We start from the raw sequence: 19210 nt of genomic DNA, 5'->3' as shown, positions 1-19210 counted from the left end.
AAACCACGCGTCCGCGCCCCCTTCCAGGGGGCGGAGGCGCAATCACCCGGATGAAAGTGCGGCGGGCTACGCTGGCCGCGTGACCTCGCTCCCCACTCCTCCGCACTCCGCGGCGGACCACGCGCCCTCCCCTGCTCTGCGCACCCTGCTGATCCTGGCGGCGAGCGCGATCGTCCTCGCCGGGATCTCGCTGGCGCGCGAGGTGTTCGGCCCGCTGGCCCTCGCGATCGTCATCGTGGTGATCTGCGAACCCGTCCGTCGTCCCTTCCAGCGCCCCGGCCGGCCCGCCTGGATCGGGACGACCGCCGTGATCGTGCTCGCCTACGTGATCCTGCTGGCGATGGCGGCGCTGCTGTGGCTCGCCGGCACCCAGTTCGCCCGGCTCGTCGGCGACCTCGCATCGCAGGACGGCCTGGTGCGCGCCGCCGATCAGATCGTCGCCTGGCTGCAGTCCCTCGGGCTGGACCAGGAGGCGGCGGATGCCGCGGCCTCGATCCTCGACCCCGAGACCCTCCTCGGCCTGGCCGGGAGCCTGGGCAGCGCGGTGCTCGGGGTGGCGACAGCGCTGTTCTTCGTCTGCGCCTACATCATCTTCCTCGCCGCGGACGCCGCCCGCTATCGGACGGCTCCGGCCCTCTTCGGCGCCACGCACGGCCCCGCCCTGCAGCGCATCGCCCGGCTGCAGACGGGGGTCCGTCGCTACTACGTCGTGAACGCCGCGTTCGGCGCCGTCGTGGCCATCGTCGACGGTCTCGCCCTGTGGTGGATGGGCGTCCCCGCCCCGGTGGTCTGGGCGATCCTCGCGTTCGTGACGAACTTCATCCCGAACATCGGGTTCGTGCTGGGGCTCATCCCGCCGGCGATCCTGGCCTTCGTGGTGGGCAGCTGGCCACTGCTGCTCGGTGTCATCGCCGTGTACTGCGTGGTCAACGTCGTGCTCCAGGTGCTCGTCCAGCCCAAATTCGTCAGCGACGCCGTCGACCTGAGCCTGACGCTGAGCTTCTTCTCCGTCATCTTCTGGACCTTCGTGATCGGCCCGCTCGGCGCCATCCTGTCGATCCCGCTGACCCTGCTCGTGCGCGCCGTCGTGCTGGAGGGCGACCCGGGGGCGACCTGGGCGCGCTGGGTCAGCGGCGACCGCACGGCCGTCCCCGAGCCGACACCGGAGCCGTCCGCGGCGCCGACCCGGCGCCGGTTCCGCCGACGCTGACGCCGCTCCGCCGGCACCACACCGCGAAATCACCAGGGCGAGGTTGCCCGCCGCTCTGGTCGTCGCCGTCCGACGATGCCATCGTGAAGCCGGACACCATCGGCGACGAAGGGAGAGCGCATGCCGCGTCCGCTCGCGGGCCTGACCCGACGCACCCTCGTGACCGAGCTCACCGCGGGGGTCACCCTCCTGGCGATCGCCATCCCGCTCAACATCGGCTACGCGCAGATCGCCGGGCTCCCCGCGACCGCCGGACTGTACGCGCTGATCGTCCCGACCGTCGTCTACGCGCTCGTGGTGTCGTCGCGCCAGCTGGTCGCCTCCCCCGATGCCGCCGCCGCGGCCCTCGTGGCCTCCTCCATCGGCGGTCTGGCCGTCGCCGGCAGCGCCGACTACGCCACCCTGGCCCTCGCCCAGGCGATCCTCTGCGGTGGGATGTTCGTGCTGCTCGCCGTCTTCAAGCTCGGATTCCTGGCGAACTTCCTCTCCAAGCCGATCCTCGTCGGCTTCGTCGGCGGGCTGGCCCTGGACATCATGATCAGCCAGATCGCGAAGATGCTCGGGGTGAAGATCGACTCCGGAGCCGAGTTCGTGGACAAGGTCGTCGCGTTGGTGACCGGCCTGCCCTCGCTCAACGGCTGGTCGGTGCTCCTCGCCGCCGTCTCCGTCGCCGTGCTGCTCCTCGGACAGCGCTACCTCCGTGCCGTTCCCTGGGCGCTGATCGTGCTCGTCGCCACGACCATCACGGTCGTCCTCACCGGCCTCGACGGACGGGGCGTGGAGGTGCTCGGCGAGGTCCCCGCCGGCCCTCCCGCGCTCACCTGGCCGATCATCGACTGGTCGCTGTGGCTCGCTCTCGTGCCCTCCGCGATCGCCCTGACCCTCGTCACCACCGCGGAGGGCCTGCTCGTGTCGCGCTCCTACGCCGAGAAGCATCGCTACCCGTTCCACGCCAACCGCGACCTGCTCGCCTTCGGCGTCGCGAACGTCGCCGCCGGCGCGCAGGGCAGCTTCGCCGTCGGATCCTCGACGTCGCGCACCGCGGCGATGGACCAGGCCGGCTCGCGCACCCAGCTCCCGGCGCTCGTGCTCGCCGTCGGCACGCTCCTGCTGCTGCTCTTCGGCACCGCGCTGCTCGCCGACATCCCTTCCCCCGCCATCGGCGCCATCGTCGGCGTCGCGATCATCCCGCTCCTCGGCATCCGCGACTTCATCCGCCTGTGGCGCCTCGACCGGTTCGAGTTCGTCATCGGCGCGGTCTGCTTCCTCGTGACCCTTTTCGTCGGTTCGATCGCGGGAATCCTCGTGGCGTTCGTGCTCGCCCTCGTCAACCTCGCGCAACGCGCCTCCCACCCGGCCATCGACGTGCTGGAGACCTCGGGCGACCCCGGCGAGTCCCTCCTGGAGGACGCTCCTGCGGGCACGACCACGGCACCGGGGGTCATCGTCGTCCGGCTCGCGGCCCCGCTGTTCTTCGCGAACGGCGCCGTGTTCTCCGCTGCCGTCAAGGAGGCCGTCCGCGCCGCCGGCCCGTCCGCCGTCCAGCACGTCGTCGTCGACATGGAGGCGGTGACGGACGTCGACGTCACGGGCGCCGAGGCCTTCCAGGCGCTGCGGGAGTGGCTCGACGCGCAGTCGATCTCCCTCGCCTTCAGCCGCGTCCGGCCGAACACGCTCCGCCGCCTCCGGTCGCTGGGGATCCTCGACCGGGAACCGGTCTACGCGACCAACCGCGCCGCCATCACCGAGCTCGCGCCGGCCGATGCCGCTTCGCCGGCTCCGAACAGGAAGGGCAGCTGAATGGGTGCCGTCATCGGGGAGATCCTCCCCCTCGCCGTGGGCGTCGCGATCAGCCCCGTGCCGATCATCGCCGCGATCCTCATGCTCCTGTCCCCGAAGGCACGGGTCACGAGCGTCGGATTCCTGCTCGGCTGGATCGCGGGCATCGTCGTGGCGGTCGGCCTCTTCACCCTGCTGTCGGCGGTGCTCCCCGAGGAGGATCCCGATGCCTCCCGTCCGATCCGCGGCGTCATCCAGCTCGTCCTCGGAATCCTGCTGCTGGTGCTGGCGGCCGGCCAGTGGCGAAACCGCCCGAAAGCGGGACAGTCCGCGGCCCTGCCGTCGTGGATGAAGGCGATCGACACGATGTCGTTCGGCACGGCGCTCGGCCTGGGCCTGCTGTTGTCTGCGGTGAATCCGAAGAACCTCCTCCTGGCCGCCGGAGCCGGGGTCGACATCGGCGGCGCGGCGCTCGACGAGGGTTCCACGATCCTCGTGATCGCCGTCTTCACCCTGATCGGGGCATCGACCGTGCTCGTGCCCGTCATCGGCTATCTCATCGCCGCCGCACAGCTGCGGGCACCGCTCGACGCCCTGCGCGGATGGCTCGCCGCCGAGAACGCGGTCATCATGGCCGTGCTACTGCTCGTGATCGGCATGTCCCTGATCGGCAAGGGCATCGGCAGCTTCTGAGCGCGCCGCCGCCGCGCCACGGAGATCACCCGGATGAACGCGTCACGGGACCCGTGACCCCGGCCCTGACCCGGCAGTACTGTGCGGGGAAAGGCGGTTCGGCAGAGATAAAGGAGATGGACATGGCCCGTGACTTCCAGGGCAGAATCGAACTCGACGTCCGCGATTCGGAGGCCGACTGGGAGGCGTTCCTCCCGGCGAAGCCCCGCGAGGGAGCACCCAACGTGCTGGTCGTCCTCTATGACGACACCGGCATGGCGGCCTGGTCCCCGTACGGCGGACGCATCAACATGCCGACCATGGATCGCCTGGCGCAGAACGGTCTGACGTACTCCCAGTGGCACACGACGGCGCTGTGCTCCCCCACCCGCTCGACGTTCCTCACCGGACGCAACCACCACCTCAACGGCTTCGCGACGATCTCGGAGTCGTCGACCGGCTTCCCCGGCTACAACTCCCACATCCCCGACTCGAACACCACGATGGCCCACGTCCTCCGCGACGCCGGCTGGTCGACGTTCTGGGTGGGCAAGAACCACAACGTCCCGATCGATGAGTGGACGGCCGGCGCGTCCAAGAAGCATTGGCCGCTGGCGCAGGGGTACGACCGCTTCTACGGCTTCATCGGCGGCGAGACGAACAACTGGTATCCGTCCCTCGCCGAGGACAACCACTACATCGACCAGCCCTACCTCCCCGAGGACGGCTACCACCTCTCGAAGGACCTCGCCGATCGCGCGCTGTCGATGATCCGCGACGTCAAGCAGACCGAGCCGGACAAGCCCTGGTACATGTGGTTCTGCCCCGGCGCGAACCATGCCCCGCACCACGCGCCGCAGGAGTACATCGACAAGTACAAGGGCGTGTTCGACGACGGCTACGAGGCCTACCGCGAGTGGGTCCTCGCCCGGATGATCGAGAAGGGCATCGTCCCGGAAGGCACCGAGCTCACCGCGCTCAACCCGATGCCGGAGGGCACCTTCACACCTGTCGACGAGGTGCGTCCCTGGGACACCCTGAACGACGAGGAGAAGGCACTTTTCTCGCGCATGGCGGAGGTCTACGCCGGCTTCAGCGAGTACACCGACGCCCAGGTCGGCCGCATCGTGGACTACCTGGAGGAGTCCGGGCAGCTCGACAACACCCTCATCATCTACTGCGCCGACAACGGCGCGTCCGGCGAGGGCAGCCCCAACGGCTCCGTCAACGAGGGCAAGTTCTTCAACGGGGTACCTGACGACATCACGCAGAACATCACGATGAGGGATGCGCTGGGGTCCCCTGACACCTACAACCACTACCCGACCGGATGGGCCGCGGCCTTCTCCACGCCCTACAAGATGTTCAAGCGCTACACCTACCAGGGCGGCGTGTGCGATCCGCTGGTGATCCACTGGCCCGCCGGCATCAAGGCCCGCGGCGAGGTGCGTCATCAGTACCACCACTCCACCGACATCGTGCCGACGATCCTCGAAGCCTGCGGCGTCGAGTTCCCGGAGGTCTACAACGGCATCGAGCAGACGCCGCTCTCCGGCGTCTCGATGGCCTACTCGTTCGACGCCGCCCCAGACGCGCCGACAGCGAAGGAGACGCAGTACTACGAGATGCTTGGACAGCGCGGCATCTGGCACAACGGGTGGAAGGCCGTGGCCATGCATGGCCCGATGAGCGGGGGCGGCCACTTTCTCGACGACGAGTGGGAGCTCTATCACACGGACGTCGATCGCGCCGAGGCCGTCAACCTCGCCGCCGAGCATCCCGACAAGCTGGAGGAGCTCAAGGCCCTCTGGATGGAGGAGGCGAAGGCGAACGCGGTGCTCCCACTGAACGACCTCCAGATCATCGGCAACCCCGAAGACCTGCAGACCTTCCTCAACATGGAGTTCCACCAACCCGTACCGCCGTCCGGTCGATTCGTCTACTACCCGGGCACCAGTGAGGTGCCCGAGCGATCGGCGGCGAACACCCACGGCGTCTCCTTCAAGATCGCCGCGGAGGTCGAGTTCACGCCAGACACCGAGGGCGTCATCTTCGCGCACGGCTCCCGCTTCGGCGGACACACACTCTTCGTCAAGGACGGCGAAGTGCACTACGTCTACAACTACCTCGGCATCCCTCCTGAGAATCACGTATCTGCACCGATTCCGGCACCCGGTTCCCACATCGTCGGGATCGAGTTCACGAAAACGCACACTGGAGACTCGCTGGAGGCCGTGGGCCCCCTCCGACTTCACATCAATGACGCCGTCGTAGGCGAAATGGAGCTCCACACCACTCTCGGCCACTTCTCGCTCTGCGGCGAAGGCCTGACGATCGGGCGGGACAGCGCCGACCCCGTGTCGTCCCTGTACGGCTACGGGTTCGACTTCCGCGGCGGCCACATAACGCAGGTCGTTTTCGACGTCGCAGACGACGCCTACATCGACCTGGAGGCGCACCTGGCGGCCGCGATGGCCCGCGACTGACGACCCCGCGGCCGCCCGGGCCCTCAGAGCAGTCCGAGGGCCTGGGCGGCCGCCGTCACGCCGTCCCGATCCGAGACGCCGAGCTTGCGGTAGATGTTCCGCACGTGCGTCTTCACCGTGTTCGGCGAGATGTACTCCTGCTGTGCGATCTGCCGCAGCGTCGCATTCCGGCTCAGCGCGCTCAGCACGATGCGCTCCCGCTGCGTCAGCTCCTCCTCGACGAGGACTCCGGCGGCGGACAGCCGCTCGCGCACCCGATCGGCGAAGTGCGTGCGCGCGCCCGCCGTCGCCCGCGCGGCGAGCAGCCGCGACACGATCGGGCCGGACTCGGCGACGCGGCGCACGTGGTCCTCCGGCTCCGCGAGGGCGAGCGCGGTGGCGAGCGCGAGCTGCGCCCGGTCCGGCTCCCCGTGGTGCACGTCGAGCTCGGCCTCGACCAGCCACGCGTCGATCATCGACGCCGGGAGCAGACACGGGATGGCGCCCTCCAGCACCGGCGCCAGCGCGCCACGCGCGATGCCGTCACGGCGGTCGTGCACGGCGGCGATGGCCCGGAGCAGGAACACGTCTCCCGTGTCCCCCAGCGCATCCTCGATGTCGGCGATGAACCGGTCGCGGAGCGTCGGCTCCCCCAACCGGTCGAAGGCGTGCACCGCGAAGGGCCCCATCATGGCGTACCAGTGCGGCGGAAGCGGCAGATCGTCACGGGGAGTCAGGGTGTCGAGGAGCCGCACGGCCGCGTCGTGGGGATCGCCGCCCTGCTCCGCGCCGAGCAGCGCGCGCATCCCCTCCAGGCCCCGCGCGATCGCGGTCTCTCCGCCCGCGGCGATCACCTGCGCCGAGGACTCCAGGGTCTCGGCCTCCTCCAGGATCTGCATGCCCTCGTAGGGGCCCCAGAAACGCCACACCCTGGTCACCTCGAAGAACGGGCTGTCCGGCTCGCCGAACTCGTGCCAGCGGCGCTCCAGGGCGGCTCCCGCCTCGATCGCGTCACGGAGCCGGCCGCGGAACAGCACGCTGGTGGCGAGGACCGCCTCCGCCTGCAGCTCCGCCGCGCGGGCACCGATCGCTCGGGCGAGGTCACCGGCACGGCGCGCTGTCGCCTCCGCCTGATCGAGTCGTCCCACATAGAGCTCCGCCGTCGCGGTCTCCAGGAGGGCATAGGTGTCGAGCTGCTCCTCTCCGCTGAGATCGCGGAGTTCGGCTCCGGCGCCGTCGAGGGTCTCGGCGATCCCGCCCCGCCGCAGCGCGGTGTGCATCTCGATCCCGCGGCGCCAGCGTCGGTCGGCGTCGAACTCCCCCGCGGCCACGGGCGGCACGATCACGGCGGCCGACGGATCTCCGCAGGACAGCTCCGCCGCGGCGACGAGCATCCGGACGGTGGGCACGGCGCGCAGGGCGGTCGGCAGCTCCGCCATCACCCGCCGCACCGTGTCCGCCCGGCCGTCCAGCACGAGCTGCATCCCGCAGCGCCGCAGGACGCCGGCCGTGCAGGCCGTCTCCCCGCCACGGACGGCGTGCTGCAGCGCCAGGAGGGGCTGCCCCTGCTGCGCGAACCAGTCGGCGGCCCGCCGGTGGAGGCGCTCCTCGCGTCCGGCACCGCCTTCCCGCAGCCGGCCGAGGAGGAACTCCCGCAGCAGCGGCGGATAGTGGTAGCGGGACGGATCCTCGGCGTCCGGGCCCACGAGCACGTTGAGGCGGAGCAGCCGGTCGATCATGGCGGTCACGGAATCGGCCCCGGAGAGCACGGCGGCGAGCTCGGGAGTGAAGCGGTCCACGACCGCGGTCGCCTCGAGGAAGGAGCGCAGTTCGCCGTCGAGGTCGGCGAGCACCTCCTCGACGAAGTAGTCCGCCACCTCGGGGGCGTCCCCGCGCAGCGTGGGCCCGAGGACGGTCTGCGCCCCGGCGGCGTCGAGCATCATGAGCTGCAGCCCGGTCGCCCACCCCTCGGTGCGGGCGAGCACGGTGCTGACCTCGCCCTGAGAGAGCCGGAGACCTCGCGCGCCGAAGAAGGCGCGGACCTCGGCCGGGGTGAAGGCGAGCGCACGGGCGTCGAGTTCGAGCGCCACGCCGGCGATACGGCGTCGTGCCAGCGGGATCGCCCGCGTCCCGCGCCCGGAGAGCACCACGTGCACAGTGCCGGGAGCGCTCTGCACGAACGTCGAGATCAGTTGGGCGGTGTGCTCGTCCTCGACGCGGTGCACGTCGTCGACGACGAGGACGATCCGATTCCTCGCCTCTCGGAGGGCCCTGGCGAGCGCACGCGCCGTTGTCGCGGAGCGCACGGCGGGGACCGCCGCGAGCGCATTCTGGAGTCCGGGATCGTCGATCCTCTCGAGCGCGGCGCGCAGAAGCGGCAGGTCCGCCTCGCCGCGTTCCAGGGACACCCACACGAGATCGATGCCGGGATCCGCGCGCAGACCCTGCGCCCACTGCGACAGCAGCCTGGTCTTGCCGGATCCCGCCGGCGCGCTCACGAGCGTGAGCGTCCACGGCCCGTCCATCGCGGCCGTCAACCGCGAGAGCAGGCGCTCTCGACGGACCTCGCCTTTCACTGCAGCGGGTCCCGGGCCCTCACTCGTTCCCGCCGTTCTTGCACTGTGCAGCACTCGAAACCCCCCGATTTCGACCTTGCTCCCCCTGGCGGGCAGTCTATTGCAAGGTGGGAGCGGTCTCGCAAGAGGGCCTCACTCGGAGACGTCCGCCCGCGACGGCCGTCGCATCGCGAGAAGCGCCGGCACCAGGGCGCCGAAGAACAGGGCGAGAGCCACGCCCAGCAGCGTCTCGAGGGTCCGCTCCAGGAACCGCGACGCCGGCGATGCCCCCGACGTCGACAACAGCAGGGTGAGCACGAGGAAGGTCGTGAAGGCCGGCGCGACGTACCACCGACTCTCCTGGACCGCGCCGAGGCCGCCCACCACGACGCCGATCGCGAGCGCGACCACCACGCCATTCGGAGAGAGCAGAGCGAAACCGGCGGCCGCCAGCGCCCCGAGGAGCACCGACGCCGCCCGACCGATGCTGCGCAGGACGAGCTGCCCGCGCACCGGACGCATCACGAGCAGCACGGTGCCCGTCGCCCAGCCCACGTGCTCGACCCCGGTCGCGAAGCCGATCGCGGCCGCCGAGCCCGCGGCCGCCCCCAGCAGGACCCCGTAGACCAGCAATGCTCGTCCCCTCGGCATGGCGGCCCGGGCCCGCACGCCCACCCCGTGCTCCGGCCACAGCAGGGCGACGAGCCACGCGTACACGGAACCCGCCACGATGGCGCCCGCCAGGAGGACCGTCGTCGTCGCGAGAGGGAAGCTCAAGCCGATCCCGACCATGGGCAGCACCAGGGTCAGGGCGAGCGGGCCGGGACGCTCCCGCGCGGCGAGCATGCTGGCCAGCACCGCCAGCAGGGCGAGGGCGGGTACGGCGAGGACCGGCGCGAGGGCGAGAGTCGCGCCCAGCAGGAGTCCCAGGGCGACCAGCGTCCCGAGGACAGGGATCGCCGACCGGGCTCGCCGCCGCGCCGGCAGCCCCATGGCGGCTGCGGGAAGGACGCCGATGCTGAGCGCCAGGGCGACGGCAGCGTCGAAAGGGGCGACCGCCATCGAGGGCACGGCGTACAGGACGCCGAGACCGAACCGCGACCATCGCCAGGTCAGTCCCCCGCGCGCCGCCATCGCCGTCTCCCTCTCCAGTTCCGGCTGCGGTCGGGAATGCGCTCCCCGTTCCCGATCGCCCCTCGGATCCTCCGTGCCGTCAGCCTAGGCAGGTGATGACCGCACGTCACCGCTCGTCGGCCACTTCACCCGGGTGAACGTCTCCGGTCTCCTCCCCATCGGCAGCGGCCCGGAGCCCGATGTCGACGGTGGGATGCACGCGGCCTGTCTCCACCAGCCCCGAGTACCACGGTGTCCGCGACGCGACGGCCGCCGCCGCCTCCGGCACCGCCGCGAGGTGGAGCCGCACGCCGAGTGGGGACAGCTCCCGGTCGAGCGCCTCGAGGGTGTCGAGCACGGTGATGGACATCACCACCTGCTGCGGCAGGCCGAGGACGAGCGTCCGGACCGGCTCGGCCTGAGCCGAGACGGTCTGGACGATGAGCCGCTGGTTGGCGAGCGCGTTCGCCGTGTACAGCCCCCGCTCCGGCTCCACCCCGAGGGCGCTCCCCCTCCTCCCCACCACACGGATCCGAGGGATGTTGAGCTCCCGGAGGACGAGCACGAGGGTCACCACCACCCCGACGGCGACAGCGGGAAGGAGCCCCGCGGTGAGACCGATCGCCGCCACGGACGTCGCGACCCAGAAGTCCATCCGACTGATGCGCGCCCACCGCACGAGTTCGGGGATGTTGACGAGTCCGGCCACCGCCGTGAAGACCATCGCCGCGAGCGTGGCCTCCGGCAGCAGGCTGAGCACCGGGGCGAGGAAGAGCGCGACCGCCACGGCGAGCGCGACCGTGGTCAGCGTCGCCAGCTGGGAGCGGGCTCCGGCCCCCTGGTTCACGGCGCTCTGCGAGAATCCCCCCGCTGCGGGCATGGCCGAGAAGAACGCGCCGACCGCGTTCGCCGCGCCGGTGGCGAAGAGCTCCTGGTCGCTGTCGATCGGCGGCTCCGTCGCCTGACGCAGGCTGCGCGCGACGGCGGCGGACTCGAGGAACGCCATGACGGCGATGGCGAGCGCTCCCGGCACGAGAGCTCCGGCCTCGGATAGGTCCGGGATCCCCGGGGCCGGCAGACCGCCGGTCACCGGGGCGATGAGGTCGACTCCGAGATCATCGACCCCGCCGACCCCGACGAGCAGCATGCCGGCCGCGACGATGACGAGGGTGCCCGGCACCCGAGGGGCAAAGCGCTTGAGGACCAGGAGGGTGGCGATGGAGCCGATCGAGAGGAGCAGCGTGGGGATGTTGACGCTGTCGAGCGCCTCCCCCACGGCGACCAGAGAGCGGAGGAAGCCGTGGCCGGAGAAGTCGAAGGACTCCCCCAGGAGCTTCGGGAGCTGCCCCACGGCGACCGTCGCCCCGACCCCTATCTTCAGCCCGAGAACCGTGGCCCCGCTGATGTTCTCGACGAGCGAGCCCAGGCGGCACGCCCGGGCCAGCAGGAGCACCACGCCCACCAGGAGGGTAAGCATCATGAGCGCCCCGATGGCGTCGTCCGCGTCCGCGGCGACCCCCGCCGAGACCAGCGTGGTCGCCGTGAGGGTGGCGATGGTCGACGTCGTCGAGACGCTCATCGCCCGGCTGCCGCCCAGAAGGGCGTAGACGAGCATCGGCACAATACAGGTGTAGAGGCCGACCTGCACCGGGAGATCGGCGATCGTCGCATAGGCCATGGCCTGCGGCACCACGACGGCGCCCGCGGAGAGGCCGGCGAGCACGTCGCGCACGATCCAGCGGCGCTGGTAGCCGTCCAGCGTGCTCAGCAGCCAGGACGGTCTGCGCGCTGCGCTCATGGGGGCTCCCTCCGCCGTCGAGGGAAGCGTACTGCCGACGCTCCCGCAGCGGCCCTCCGGGGACTCCGGACGGGCCGTGAGTCACCCGGGTGAACTCCCGACGGAAGCGGTGCGCAGCGACCGCGTCCGCCGGTATGGTCCGAGCGTGCCCCCGGAGACGGCGGCACCGAGAAAGGAGCAGTCATGGGATTTTGGGCATCGTTCTGGGACATCATCTGGTGGTTCCTGTGGATCTTCGCCTTCACCGCATACCTCTTCGCTCTGTTCGCGATCATCGGAGACCTGTTCCGCGATCACAAGCTGAGCGGCTGGTGGAAGGCCGTGTGGATCTTCTTCCTGATCTTCGTGCCGTTCCTCACCGCCCTCGTCTACCTCATCGCCCGCGGCAACGGCATGGCCGAACGCAGCAGCGCCGAGGCGCGTCGGGCGCAGGAGGCGGCGAACGCCTACATCCAGCAGGTCGCCGGCAGCAGTCCGAGCGAGGAGATCGCGAAGGCGAAGGCGCTCCTGGACGCCGGAACCATCACGCCGGACGAGTACTCCCTCATCAAGGCGAAGGCGCTGCAGTAAGGCGCAGCCCGGACCGAACCATCGCGAGGAGCCCGCGGCATGGACCTGCAGGATCTCCTGCCCGCCGACATCGACTGGTGGCAGCTGCTGCTCGCCCTGCTCGTCGCCCTCGCGACCTGGATCATCTCGCGGTTCGCGCGCCGGGGCACCACCGCCCTGCTCCGGCGTGCACCCGGGATCTCCGCCGCCGTCGGGACGGCCATCGCGCAGTTCGTCGGCTACGCCATCCTCCTGCTGGGCTTCGGCATCGCGCTCGCGATGCTCGGCGCCAACGTGCAGCCGCTGCTCGCGATCGTCGTCATCCTCGGCGTCGTCGCGATCCTCGTCCTCCGCGGTGTCGCCGACAACTTCGCGGCCGGCGTGCTGCTGCAGGCACGGCAGACGGTCCGCATCGGAGACGAGATCGTCGTGGAGGCGCTGGACTCCGTGATTGCGGGGACGGTGACCGAGCTCAACGCCCGCGCGGTGATCCTGCACACGGTCGACGGGCGCACCCTGCACATCCCCAACGCGCGGCTGCTCTCCGACCCCGTGGTCAACGACTCCACCCGCGGAGCCCGGCGCAGCGAGGTGGAGGTCAGGGTGCGACGGGACGGGACGACCGGGATCGACGGCGTGCTCGCACCGCTCGTCGACGCCGCGCGGACGGCGGAGGGCGTGCACCGGCACGAGGGCGTGCGGGCGCTCGTGGTCGGCGTGAGCGGAGACCGGCTGATCGCCCGCCTGCAGTTCTGGCACCACCCGCTGCACGGCGCCCTCGTCAGCGCCGCGGTCGTGGTCGCCGTCTTCGACACCCTCGGCGCTCTCGGCACGACCGGCACGGTCACCAGCGTCCCGGCCCCACCACCCCTCGTGCCGTCCGACGCCGTGTGAGAACGGGGTGCGCGATGTCGGTGCCCTCGGGCATGATCTGCGCATGGACATCACCTTCCTGCAGCCGGACGGCCTCGTCCGCAGCCCCGCCTTCAGCCATGCCGCCGTCATCCCTCCTGGCGCGACCACCGTCTACATCGGAGGGCAGAACGGCGTCGACGCCTCCGGCGCCGTCGTCTCCCCGGACGTGGGGGCGCAGGCGCTTCGCGCTCTCGACAACGCCCGGGTCGCGCTGGAGTCGGCGGGGGCGACGCTCGACGACGTCGTGAGCTGGACCATCCTCATCGATCAGGATGCCGATCTGCGCGCGGCGTACGGCGCCGTGGCCGCCACCCTCGCCAGGGACGGCGCCCCGCCACTGGTCACCGCCGCCCGGGTGGCGGGCCTGGGCGTGCCCGGAGCCCTCATCGAGGTGAGCGCGATCGCCGCGACCATCCGCGACTGAGTCAGATGCGACCGCGCACGGGGGTGCGTTCGACGCCGTCCGGCTCGTCGGGCATGGTCATCTCGGCACGGACGCCGAGCAGGCGCACTTCCCGGGCGGGGTCGAGGGTCTCACCGAGCGCGAGCGCCATCGCGACCACGTCCTCTCGATCCGCCGTGGGAGCCGGGAGCTTCCGGCCGAAGGTCCTCGTCTCGAACGGGGCGTACCGCACCTTGAGATGCACCCGCATGACCGGGCGCCCCTCGGCGGCGCAGTCGTCGAACGCGTGTCCCGCGAGCTCCCGCAGCGCGTCCTGCACCGCCTCAGGTGTCGTGAGGTTCTGCTGATACGTGGTCTCCCGGCTGTGGCTCCGAGCCACCCACGGAGTGTCGTCGACGATCCGCGGCCCCAGCCCGGAGCCCAGGCCGAGATACCACCGCCCCATCTTGGGGCCGAACTCCGCGACGAGGGTCTCCTCGTCCGCCGCCGCGAGTTCGCGCACCGTGGCGATGCCGTGTGCCGCGAGCCGCTTCTGCACCTTCGGCCCCACGCCCCAGAGATCGCGGGTGGGCCGGTCGCCCATCACGGCGAACCAGTTGTCGGCGGTCAGCCGGAAGACGCCGTGCGGCTTGCCGAACTCCGTCGCGATCTTCGCGCGCACCTTGTTGTCGCCCACGCCGACCGAGCAGTGCAGGCCCGAGGCCTCCTCCACCGCCCGCTGCGCGGCCCGCGCGACGCCCTCCGGATCGTCGGTCGCGACGCCGAGGAAGCACTCGTCCCATCCGAGCACCTCCAGCACCACGTCCGGCAGGGTCCGCAACGCCGTCATCACCTCCTCGGAAGCCCGCTCGTACTCCGCGTGATCCACCGGCAGGAACACCGCGTCCTCCGGTGCCTTGCGCGCCGCGATCTTCAGTGGCATCCCCGACCCGATGCCGAACGCACGCGCCTCGTACGACGCCGTCGAGACGACTGCCCGCTCGGTCGGATCACCGCGGCCCCCGACGATGATCGGCCGCCCGGCCAGCTCCGGCCGACGCCGCACCTCGACCGCGGCGATGAACTGATCCATGTCGACGTGCAGCACCCACTCGGCCATGCATCGAGTGTGGCCGCTGACGCCCGGGAAGTCACCCCGTCACACGAGGAAGATCGGCAGGAGCCCGGGGTTGTGGGCGTGGACGAGGACGGCGAAGACGACCGCGTCGAAGAGGAGGTGCACCGTGACGACGTAGGCCAGCGAGTGCGTCCGGAGGAAGATGAATCCCTGCAGGAGCGCGAACGGGATGGTCAGCAGCGGGCCCCATTCGCGGTACCCGAGCTCCCAGAGGAAGGAGACGAACACGACCGCCTGCAGCACGTTCGCGAGCGCATCGGGGAAATGGCGCCGCAGCAGCGCGAAGACGGTGCAGATGAAGAACAGCTCATCCCAGATGCCGACGGCGCCGACGCCGACGAACAGCCGCGCGATGAGATCGGGCGTGTCCACCACGGGCCAGTTCTGATAGACGCCGCTGGTGATGAAGTAGAAGGGCAGGATCAGCCAGCCGAGCACCAGCACCGCGACGAGCCAGCCCCAGTGGAGCACTCCCCAGCGCTGCCCCGTGCGCCAGGGGAACCGGATCGCCCGGTCTCGATAGACGAACCGCGAGACCAGATACGGCACCAGCACCGCGCCGCCGAGCGCGAGCGTGAAGCGCAGCATGGCCAGGTTGTCCAGCTCCGCCGCGAGCGGGATGACACTCACGATGAGCATGCCGAGCGCGATCAGCGAGAGGTCTCGCGTGAGCGATGGCCGCGGGGATCCGTCGGCCCCGGTGAGCGGCTCGCCGCGGCGCTCCACGAGCAGGGCGGCACCGACGCCCAGCGCCAGCAGCACCCAGCCGAGCCACGGCAGCGCCACGACGAAGAAGGCCGGGGCCGCCGCGCACACCAGCGCCGCCGGCACGAGGCGCACCGCCACGGGCGCGCTCGGAGGGGCCTGCGTCATGCACGATCCCGTCGGCGGTACACGAGATCGCGGATGTCGCGCCCCTTCGCGAGACCCTTCCGCTCGAACGCGGTCATGACCCGACCGTCGAACCGCTCGGCCCAGTCGCCCTCGAAGGCCCGCTCGAACAGGGGCTCGGCGTCGAGCACCTCCCGCATCTGGAGCGCATAGTCCTCCCAGTCGGTCGCGAGCCGGAGGAGGCCGCCGTCGCGCAGCGCCCTGGCCGCCGTGTCACCGAATCCGGGCCGCACCAGACGACGTTTCGTGTGGCGCTTCTTGTGCCACGGATCGGGGAAGAAGATCCACACCTCGGCCGCCGCAGCCTCCGGCAGGTACGAGGAGAGCACCTCCGGCGCGTTGGCCTCCACGACGCGCAGGTTCTGTGCACCCGCACGGTCGGCGTCGAGCATGGTCCGGGCGAGGCCCGCGCGGAAGACCTCGACGGCGAGGAAGTCGTCGTGCGGCCGGCTCGACGCGGCGGCGACGATGGCATGCCCCTGGCCGGAGCCGATCTCGACGAAGAGGTCCGCCTCCCGGCCGTACTCGGCGGCGACGTCGAACCGCGCCTCGGGGTGCACGGAGGTCCATGCCACCGCGCGCGGGACATCCAGCAGATAGCGCGGGGCGAGGTCGGTGAAGGCGCGCTCCTGCGCCTCGGACATCCGGCCGCTCCGACGTACGAAGGACACCGGCTCGTCGCGGAAGGTACGCGGTTCGGGCATGGATCCAGGGTAGTCGCCGGGGCCGGCACCGCCGGACGCGGTCAGCCCGCGGGCTCGGTGACGAAGTCGATCAGCTCTTCCACCCGGCCGAGGAGCGCGGGCTCGAGGTCGCGGTAGGTCGTCACCTTCGACAGGATGTGCTGCCAGGCCCTGGCCGTGTCGGCCTGCGTCTCGTGCGGCCATCCGAAAGCACGGCAGATGCCCGTCTTCCAGTCGACACCGCGCGGGATCTCGGGCCATGCCGCGATGCCGAGGGCCCGCGGGGTCACGCACTGCCAGACGTCGACGAACGGGTGGCCGACGATGCGGACGTGCCGGCCGTGCGGTCCGCGGGCCACCGCCTCGGCGATGCGGGACTCCTTCGACCCGGGGACGAGGTGGTCGACGAGGACGCCGTACCGCCGGCGCGCGCTCGGCGGTTCCGCCGCGAGGAGGTCGTCGAGCAGGTCCACGCCCTGCAGGTACTCGACGACGACGCCTTCGACGCGCAGGTCGGCGCCCCACACCTTCTCGACGAGCTCGGCGTCGTGCCGTCCTTCGACGAGGATCCGGCTGGGCAGCGCCGTCCGCGCCCGCTGATCCGCCACCGCGAAGGATCCGGAGGCGGTGCGGCGCGGTCCTTGCGCGGATGCCGCAGGCACGGTGAGGCGCACCGGTGCCCCGTCGATGAGGAAGCCGCCGCCGAGGGGGAACAGCCGCCGTCGCCCGACGCGGTCCTCGAGCTCCACGGCACCGCCCTGCACCTTCGTCACGGCGCCGCAGAATCCGTCCGCCGCGACCTCGACCACGAGGTCGACCTCGGCGGGCACCTGCGGCACCGGCTTCACGCCGCGCTCGCGCCAGCCCGCTGCCAGCACGTCGGATCCGTACCTGTCGTCCATGCCTTCCAGCGTATGTGTCTCCGCTGAGGGCGAACGCCGAGACGCGCGCGAGTGCTGTCGCGTGTCGGACCCAGTGCATAGACTCGACACATGGGGCTCGGCTGCCGGTCGGAGGGAACACGATGACGAAACGGTGGCTGACGCTGGGCGCTCTGGCCCTCGCGGTCGCGACGGGTGCGCTGTCCGCCTCGGCGGCGTCCGCGACCGATCCGCTCACGCTCAACTCCGGGTATGTCACCGACCAGGCCGGCGTCCTCTCCCCCGCCGAGGAGGAACAGGTCGAGTCCCGCCTGCAGGAGCTCACCGACAACTCCTCCGCCGATCTCTTCGTCGTCCTCGTCGACGACTTCACCGACCCGAGCGACAGCGTCGACTGGGCCGATCAGGTCGCGAACGACAACCGGCTCGGCCCCGATCAGTACCTGCTCGCGATCGCCGTCGAGGGCCGCAGCCTCTACATCTCCGCGGACTCCTCCGGGCCGTTGAGCGACGGGCAGCTCGCCGCCATCGAAGACGCGATCGCCCCGCTCGCCGGCGACGGCGACTGGGTCGGCGCGATCACGTTGGCTGCCGACGAGATCCAGGGGGACGGGGGCGCCGGGGCGCTCCGCGTCACGCTGATCGTCGTCGGGGTGGTCGCGGCCGCCCTGCTCATCTGGCTCGTCGTCGCTCTGGTCCGACGCGCACGCCGCACCGCAGCCATCCGCGAGCGAGGCGCCATGCCGGAGACCCCGGATCCCGCCGATCCGTTCTCCACGCTCACCGATGCCCAGGTCGAGCAACAGGCCGGCGTCGCACTCGTACGCGCGGACGACGCCATCACCTCCAGCCGGGAGGAGCTGGGATTCGCCGTGGCGCAGTACGGCGAGGGCGCGACCGCGGAGTTCTCCCGCACCGTCGACGAGGCGAAGGCGAAGATCGCCGAGGCGTTCGACCTCCGGCAGAAGCTCGACGACGAGATCGAGGATTCCGTCCACGACCGCCGCGCGTGGCACATCCGCATCATCAGACTGGCCGACGAGATCGACGAGATCCTCGACGACAACACCGAGGCCTTCGACGAGCTGCGCCAGCTCGAGCAGAACGCACCGAAGGAGCTGGAGCGGGTGCGACGAGAGCGCGCCGACCTGACGCCGCTCCTCGCCTCGGCCGCTCCCTCCCTCGCTGCTCTCGCCGCGACCTATGACCCGGCCGCCCTGAGCACCGTGACGGACAACCCGGCGCAGGCCCAGGAGCGCGCGGCGTTGGCCGATCGGGCGATCGACGCCGCGGCCCAGGCCCTCGCGAACGGGCGCACCGGTGAAGCGGCGTTCGCGATCCGCACGGCCGAGCAGGCGGTGGCGCAGGCGGCGCAGCTGGTCCAGGCGATCACCGCGCTCGGCACCGAGCTGACCGGGATCGAGGCGCAGGCGCAGGCGCTCGTCACCGAGCTCCAGGGCGATGTGGCTGCGGCGGCGCAGCTGCCCGACCCGACCGGCGCCCTGGCGAGTGCGTCCCACACGGTGACCGCACAGCTGCAGACGGCGCAGGCCGACCTCGTCGCCACGCCACGCAACCCGCAGCGGGCCCTCGACGCCCTCACGGCGGCGAACGCCCAGATCGACGGCGCGCTCGCGCAGGGACACGAAGCCGTGGAGCGCGCCCGACGGGCCCAGCAGCTCCTGGAGCAGACCCTGGCCCAGGCGGCCTCCGAGATCCGGGCCGCCCGGGAGTTCATCGAGACGCGCCGCGGCACCGTGGGCTCCACCGCCCGCACCCGCCTGGCGACCGCCGACGCCGCGTTGACCCAGGCCCTCACCCTGCGCACGTCGGATGTCGAGAACGCCCTGGCCGAGGCCCAGCGCGCCCTCGACCTCGCGCGCCAGGCCACGTCCGCCGCGGAGGCCGATCTCCGCGCATACACCCCCGGCGGCTATCCGGACGGCTGGGGCGGAGTCTTCGGCGGCTCCGGCTCCCGTTCCGGCGGCTCCGGCATCGGCGGGGACATCCTCGGCGGGATCATCGGCGGACTGCTCGCCGGCGGCGGGGGCGGCGGCTCGTCCCGGCGCAGCAGCGGCTGGCGCTCCTCGGGCGGCTTCCGCAGCTCCGGCTTCGGCGGAGGCGGATCCCGCGGCGGCGGACGCGGACGCTCCGGAGGTCGACGCTTCTGATCCCCCGC

General features: G+C 71.4%; 15 protein-coding genes. 8 read left to right on the top strand and 7 right to left on the bottom strand.

The window, feature by feature from the left end:
* Positions 1 to 79: 79 nt before the first annotated feature.
* The 4 genes from D8M34_RS09885 to D8M34_RS09870 all read left to right on the top strand — a co-directional run bounded on the left by D8M34_RS09885 (position 80) and on the right by D8M34_RS09870 (position 6147).
* Complete coding sequence (locus D8M34_RS09885) at positions 80 to 1210, top strand: AI-2E family transporter (RefSeq protein ID WP_238695637.1); 1131 nt, start codon at positions 80 to 82, stop codon at positions 1208 to 1210.
* Between the two features lie 120 nt (positions 1211 to 1330).
* Positions 1331 to 3010, top strand: a complete 1680-nt coding sequence (locus tag D8M34_RS09880) for a SulP family inorganic anion transporter (RefSeq protein WP_126893912.1) — start codon at positions 1331 to 1333, stop codon at positions 3008 to 3010.
* Positions 3011 to 3682, top strand: coding sequence for a GAP family protein (locus D8M34_RS09875; protein ID WP_126893911.1), 672 nt, complete (start codon positions 3011 to 3013; stop codon positions 3680 to 3682).
* Positions 3683 to 3804: 122 nt separating this feature from the next.
* Positions 3805 to 6147 (top strand): arylsulfatase, encoded by a 2343-nt coding sequence (locus D8M34_RS09870; protein ID WP_126893910.1) that lies wholly within the window; start codon positions 3805 to 3807, stop codon positions 6145 to 6147.
* Between the two features lie 23 nt (positions 6148 to 6170).
* On the opposite strand, the gene D8M34_RS09865 is transcribed toward D8M34_RS09870, so the two are convergent.
* The 3 genes from D8M34_RS09865 to D8M34_RS09855 all read right to left on the bottom strand — a co-directional run bounded on the left by D8M34_RS09865 (position 6171) and on the right by D8M34_RS09855 (position 11592).
* Positions 6171 to 8702, bottom strand: coding sequence for a LuxR C-terminal-related transcriptional regulator (locus tag D8M34_RS09865; RefSeq protein WP_274543259.1), 2532 nt, complete (start codon positions 8700 to 8702; stop codon positions 6171 to 6173).
* 132 nt (positions 8703 to 8834) lie between these two features.
* Entirely contained in the window at positions 8835 to 9815 is a 981-nt protein-coding gene (locus D8M34_RS09860; RefSeq protein ID WP_126893908.1) for an FUSC family protein, read from the bottom strand.
* Between the two features lie 106 nt (positions 9816 to 9921).
* Positions 9922 to 11592 carry a SulP family inorganic anion transporter gene (locus D8M34_RS09855; protein ID WP_164498169.1) on the bottom strand — a complete coding sequence of 557 codons (1671 nt, stop codon included), beginning with the start codon at positions 11590 to 11592 and terminating at the stop codon, positions 9922 to 9924.
* Positions 11593 to 11775: 183 nt separating this feature from the next.
* Between D8M34_RS09855 and D8M34_RS09850 the strand changes: the two genes are divergently transcribed.
* From D8M34_RS09850 to D8M34_RS09840, 3 genes are read left to right on the top strand one after another with little or no spacing between them, the layout of a single operon-like run.
* Positions 11776 to 12162, top strand: coding sequence for an SHOCT domain-containing protein (locus D8M34_RS09850; protein WP_025103101.1), 387 nt, complete (start codon positions 11776 to 11778; stop codon positions 12160 to 12162).
* A 39-nt stretch (positions 12163 to 12201) separates the two neighbouring features.
* Positions 12202 to 13035, top strand: coding sequence for a mechanosensitive ion channel family protein (locus D8M34_RS09845; protein WP_126893907.1), 834 nt, complete (start codon positions 12202 to 12204; stop codon positions 13033 to 13035).
* 43 nt (positions 13036 to 13078) lie between these two features.
* Complete coding sequence (locus tag D8M34_RS09840) at positions 13079 to 13480, top strand: RidA family protein (RefSeq protein WP_062635254.1); 402 nt, start codon at positions 13079 to 13081, stop codon at positions 13478 to 13480.
* A gap of 1 nt (position 13481) precedes the next feature.
* On the opposite strand, the gene D8M34_RS09835 is transcribed toward D8M34_RS09840, so the two are convergent.
* The 4 genes from D8M34_RS09835 to D8M34_RS09820 are packed head-to-tail and all read right to left on the bottom strand — an operon-like array spanning position 13482 to position 17052.
* Entirely contained in the window at positions 13482 to 14558 is a 1077-nt protein-coding gene (locus tag D8M34_RS09835; RefSeq protein ID WP_126893906.1) for a DNA polymerase IV, read from the bottom strand.
* Between the two features lie 39 nt (positions 14559 to 14597).
* On the bottom strand, positions 14598 to 15449 hold the full coding sequence (locus D8M34_RS09830) for a CPBP family intramembrane glutamic endopeptidase (RefSeq protein WP_126893905.1): 852 nt from the start codon (positions 15447 to 15449) through the stop codon (positions 14598 to 14600).
* Positions 15446 to 16171 carry a tRNA (guanosine(46)-N7)-methyltransferase TrmB gene (gene trmB, locus D8M34_RS09825; RefSeq protein WP_126893904.1) on the bottom strand — a complete coding sequence of 242 codons (726 nt, stop codon included), beginning with the start codon at positions 16169 to 16171 and terminating at the stop codon, positions 15446 to 15448. The genes D8M34_RS09830 and trmB overlap by 4 nt, the downstream gene beginning before the upstream one ends.
* A gap of 41 nt (positions 16172 to 16212) precedes the next feature.
* Complete coding sequence (locus D8M34_RS09820; RefSeq protein WP_126893903.1) at positions 16213 to 17052, bottom strand: DUF3097 domain-containing protein; 840 nt, start codon at positions 17050 to 17052, stop codon at positions 16213 to 16215.
* 122 nt (positions 17053 to 17174) lie between these two features.
* Between D8M34_RS09820 and D8M34_RS09815 the strand changes: the two genes are divergently transcribed.
* Positions 17175 to 19202, top strand: a complete 2028-nt coding sequence (locus D8M34_RS09815) for a TPM domain-containing protein (protein ID WP_126893902.1) — start codon at positions 17175 to 17177, stop codon at positions 19200 to 19202.
* The last annotated feature ends 8 nt before the right edge of the window (positions 19203 to 19210 follow it).

Source organism: Microbacterium sp. HSID17254 (assembly GCF_003989315.1).
GTDB lineage: Bacteria > Actinomycetota > Actinomycetes > Actinomycetales > Microbacteriaceae > Microbacterium.
The sequence above is the reverse complement of the archived record's forward strand: the minus strand, read 5'-3'. Positions and strand labels throughout refer to the sequence as shown.

Coding starts and splice junctions, on each gene's coding strand:
- D8M34_RS09880 (WP_126893912.1), top strand. CDS start 1,331: ATGCCGCGTCCGCTCGCGGGCCTGACCCGACGCACCCTCGTGACCGAG.
- D8M34_RS09875 (WP_126893911.1), top strand. CDS start 3,011: ATGGGTGCCGTCATCGGGGAGATCCTCCCCCTCGCCGTGGGCGTCGCG.
- D8M34_RS09870 (WP_126893910.1), top strand. CDS start 3,805: ATGGCCCGTGACTTCCAGGGCAGAATCGAACTCGACGTCCGCGATTCG.
- D8M34_RS09860 (WP_126893908.1), bottom strand. CDS start 9,815: ATGGCGGCGCGCGGGGGACTGACCTGGCGATGGTCGCGGTTCGGTCTC.
- D8M34_RS09855 (WP_164498169.1), bottom strand. CDS start 11,592: ATGAGCGCAGCGCGCAGACCGTCCTGGCTGCTGAGCACGCTGGACGGC.
- D8M34_RS09850 (WP_025103101.1), top strand. CDS start 11,776: ATGGGATTTTGGGCATCGTTCTGGGACATCATCTGGTGGTTCCTGTGG.
- D8M34_RS09845 (WP_126893907.1), top strand. CDS start 12,202: ATGGACCTGCAGGATCTCCTGCCCGCCGACATCGACTGGTGGCAGCTG.
- D8M34_RS09840 (WP_062635254.1), top strand. CDS start 13,079: ATGGACATCACCTTCCTGCAGCCGGACGGCCTCGTCCGCAGCCCCGCC.
- D8M34_RS09835 (WP_126893906.1), bottom strand. CDS start 14,558: ATGGCCGAGTGGGTGCTGCACGTCGACATGGATCAGTTCATCGCCGCG.
- D8M34_RS09830 (WP_126893905.1), bottom strand. CDS start 15,449: ATGACGCAGGCCCCTCCGAGCGCGCCCGTGGCGGTGCGCCTCGTGCCG.
- trmB (WP_126893904.1), bottom strand. CDS start 16,171: ATGCCCGAACCGCGTACCTTCCGCGACGAGCCGGTGTCCTTCGTACGT.
- D8M34_RS09820 (WP_126893903.1), bottom strand. CDS start 17,052: ATGGACGACAGGTACGGATCCGACGTGCTGGCAGCGGGCTGGCGCGAG.
- D8M34_RS09815 (WP_126893902.1), top strand. CDS start 17,175: ATGACGAAACGGTGGCTGACGCTGGGCGCTCTGGCCCTCGCGGTCGCG.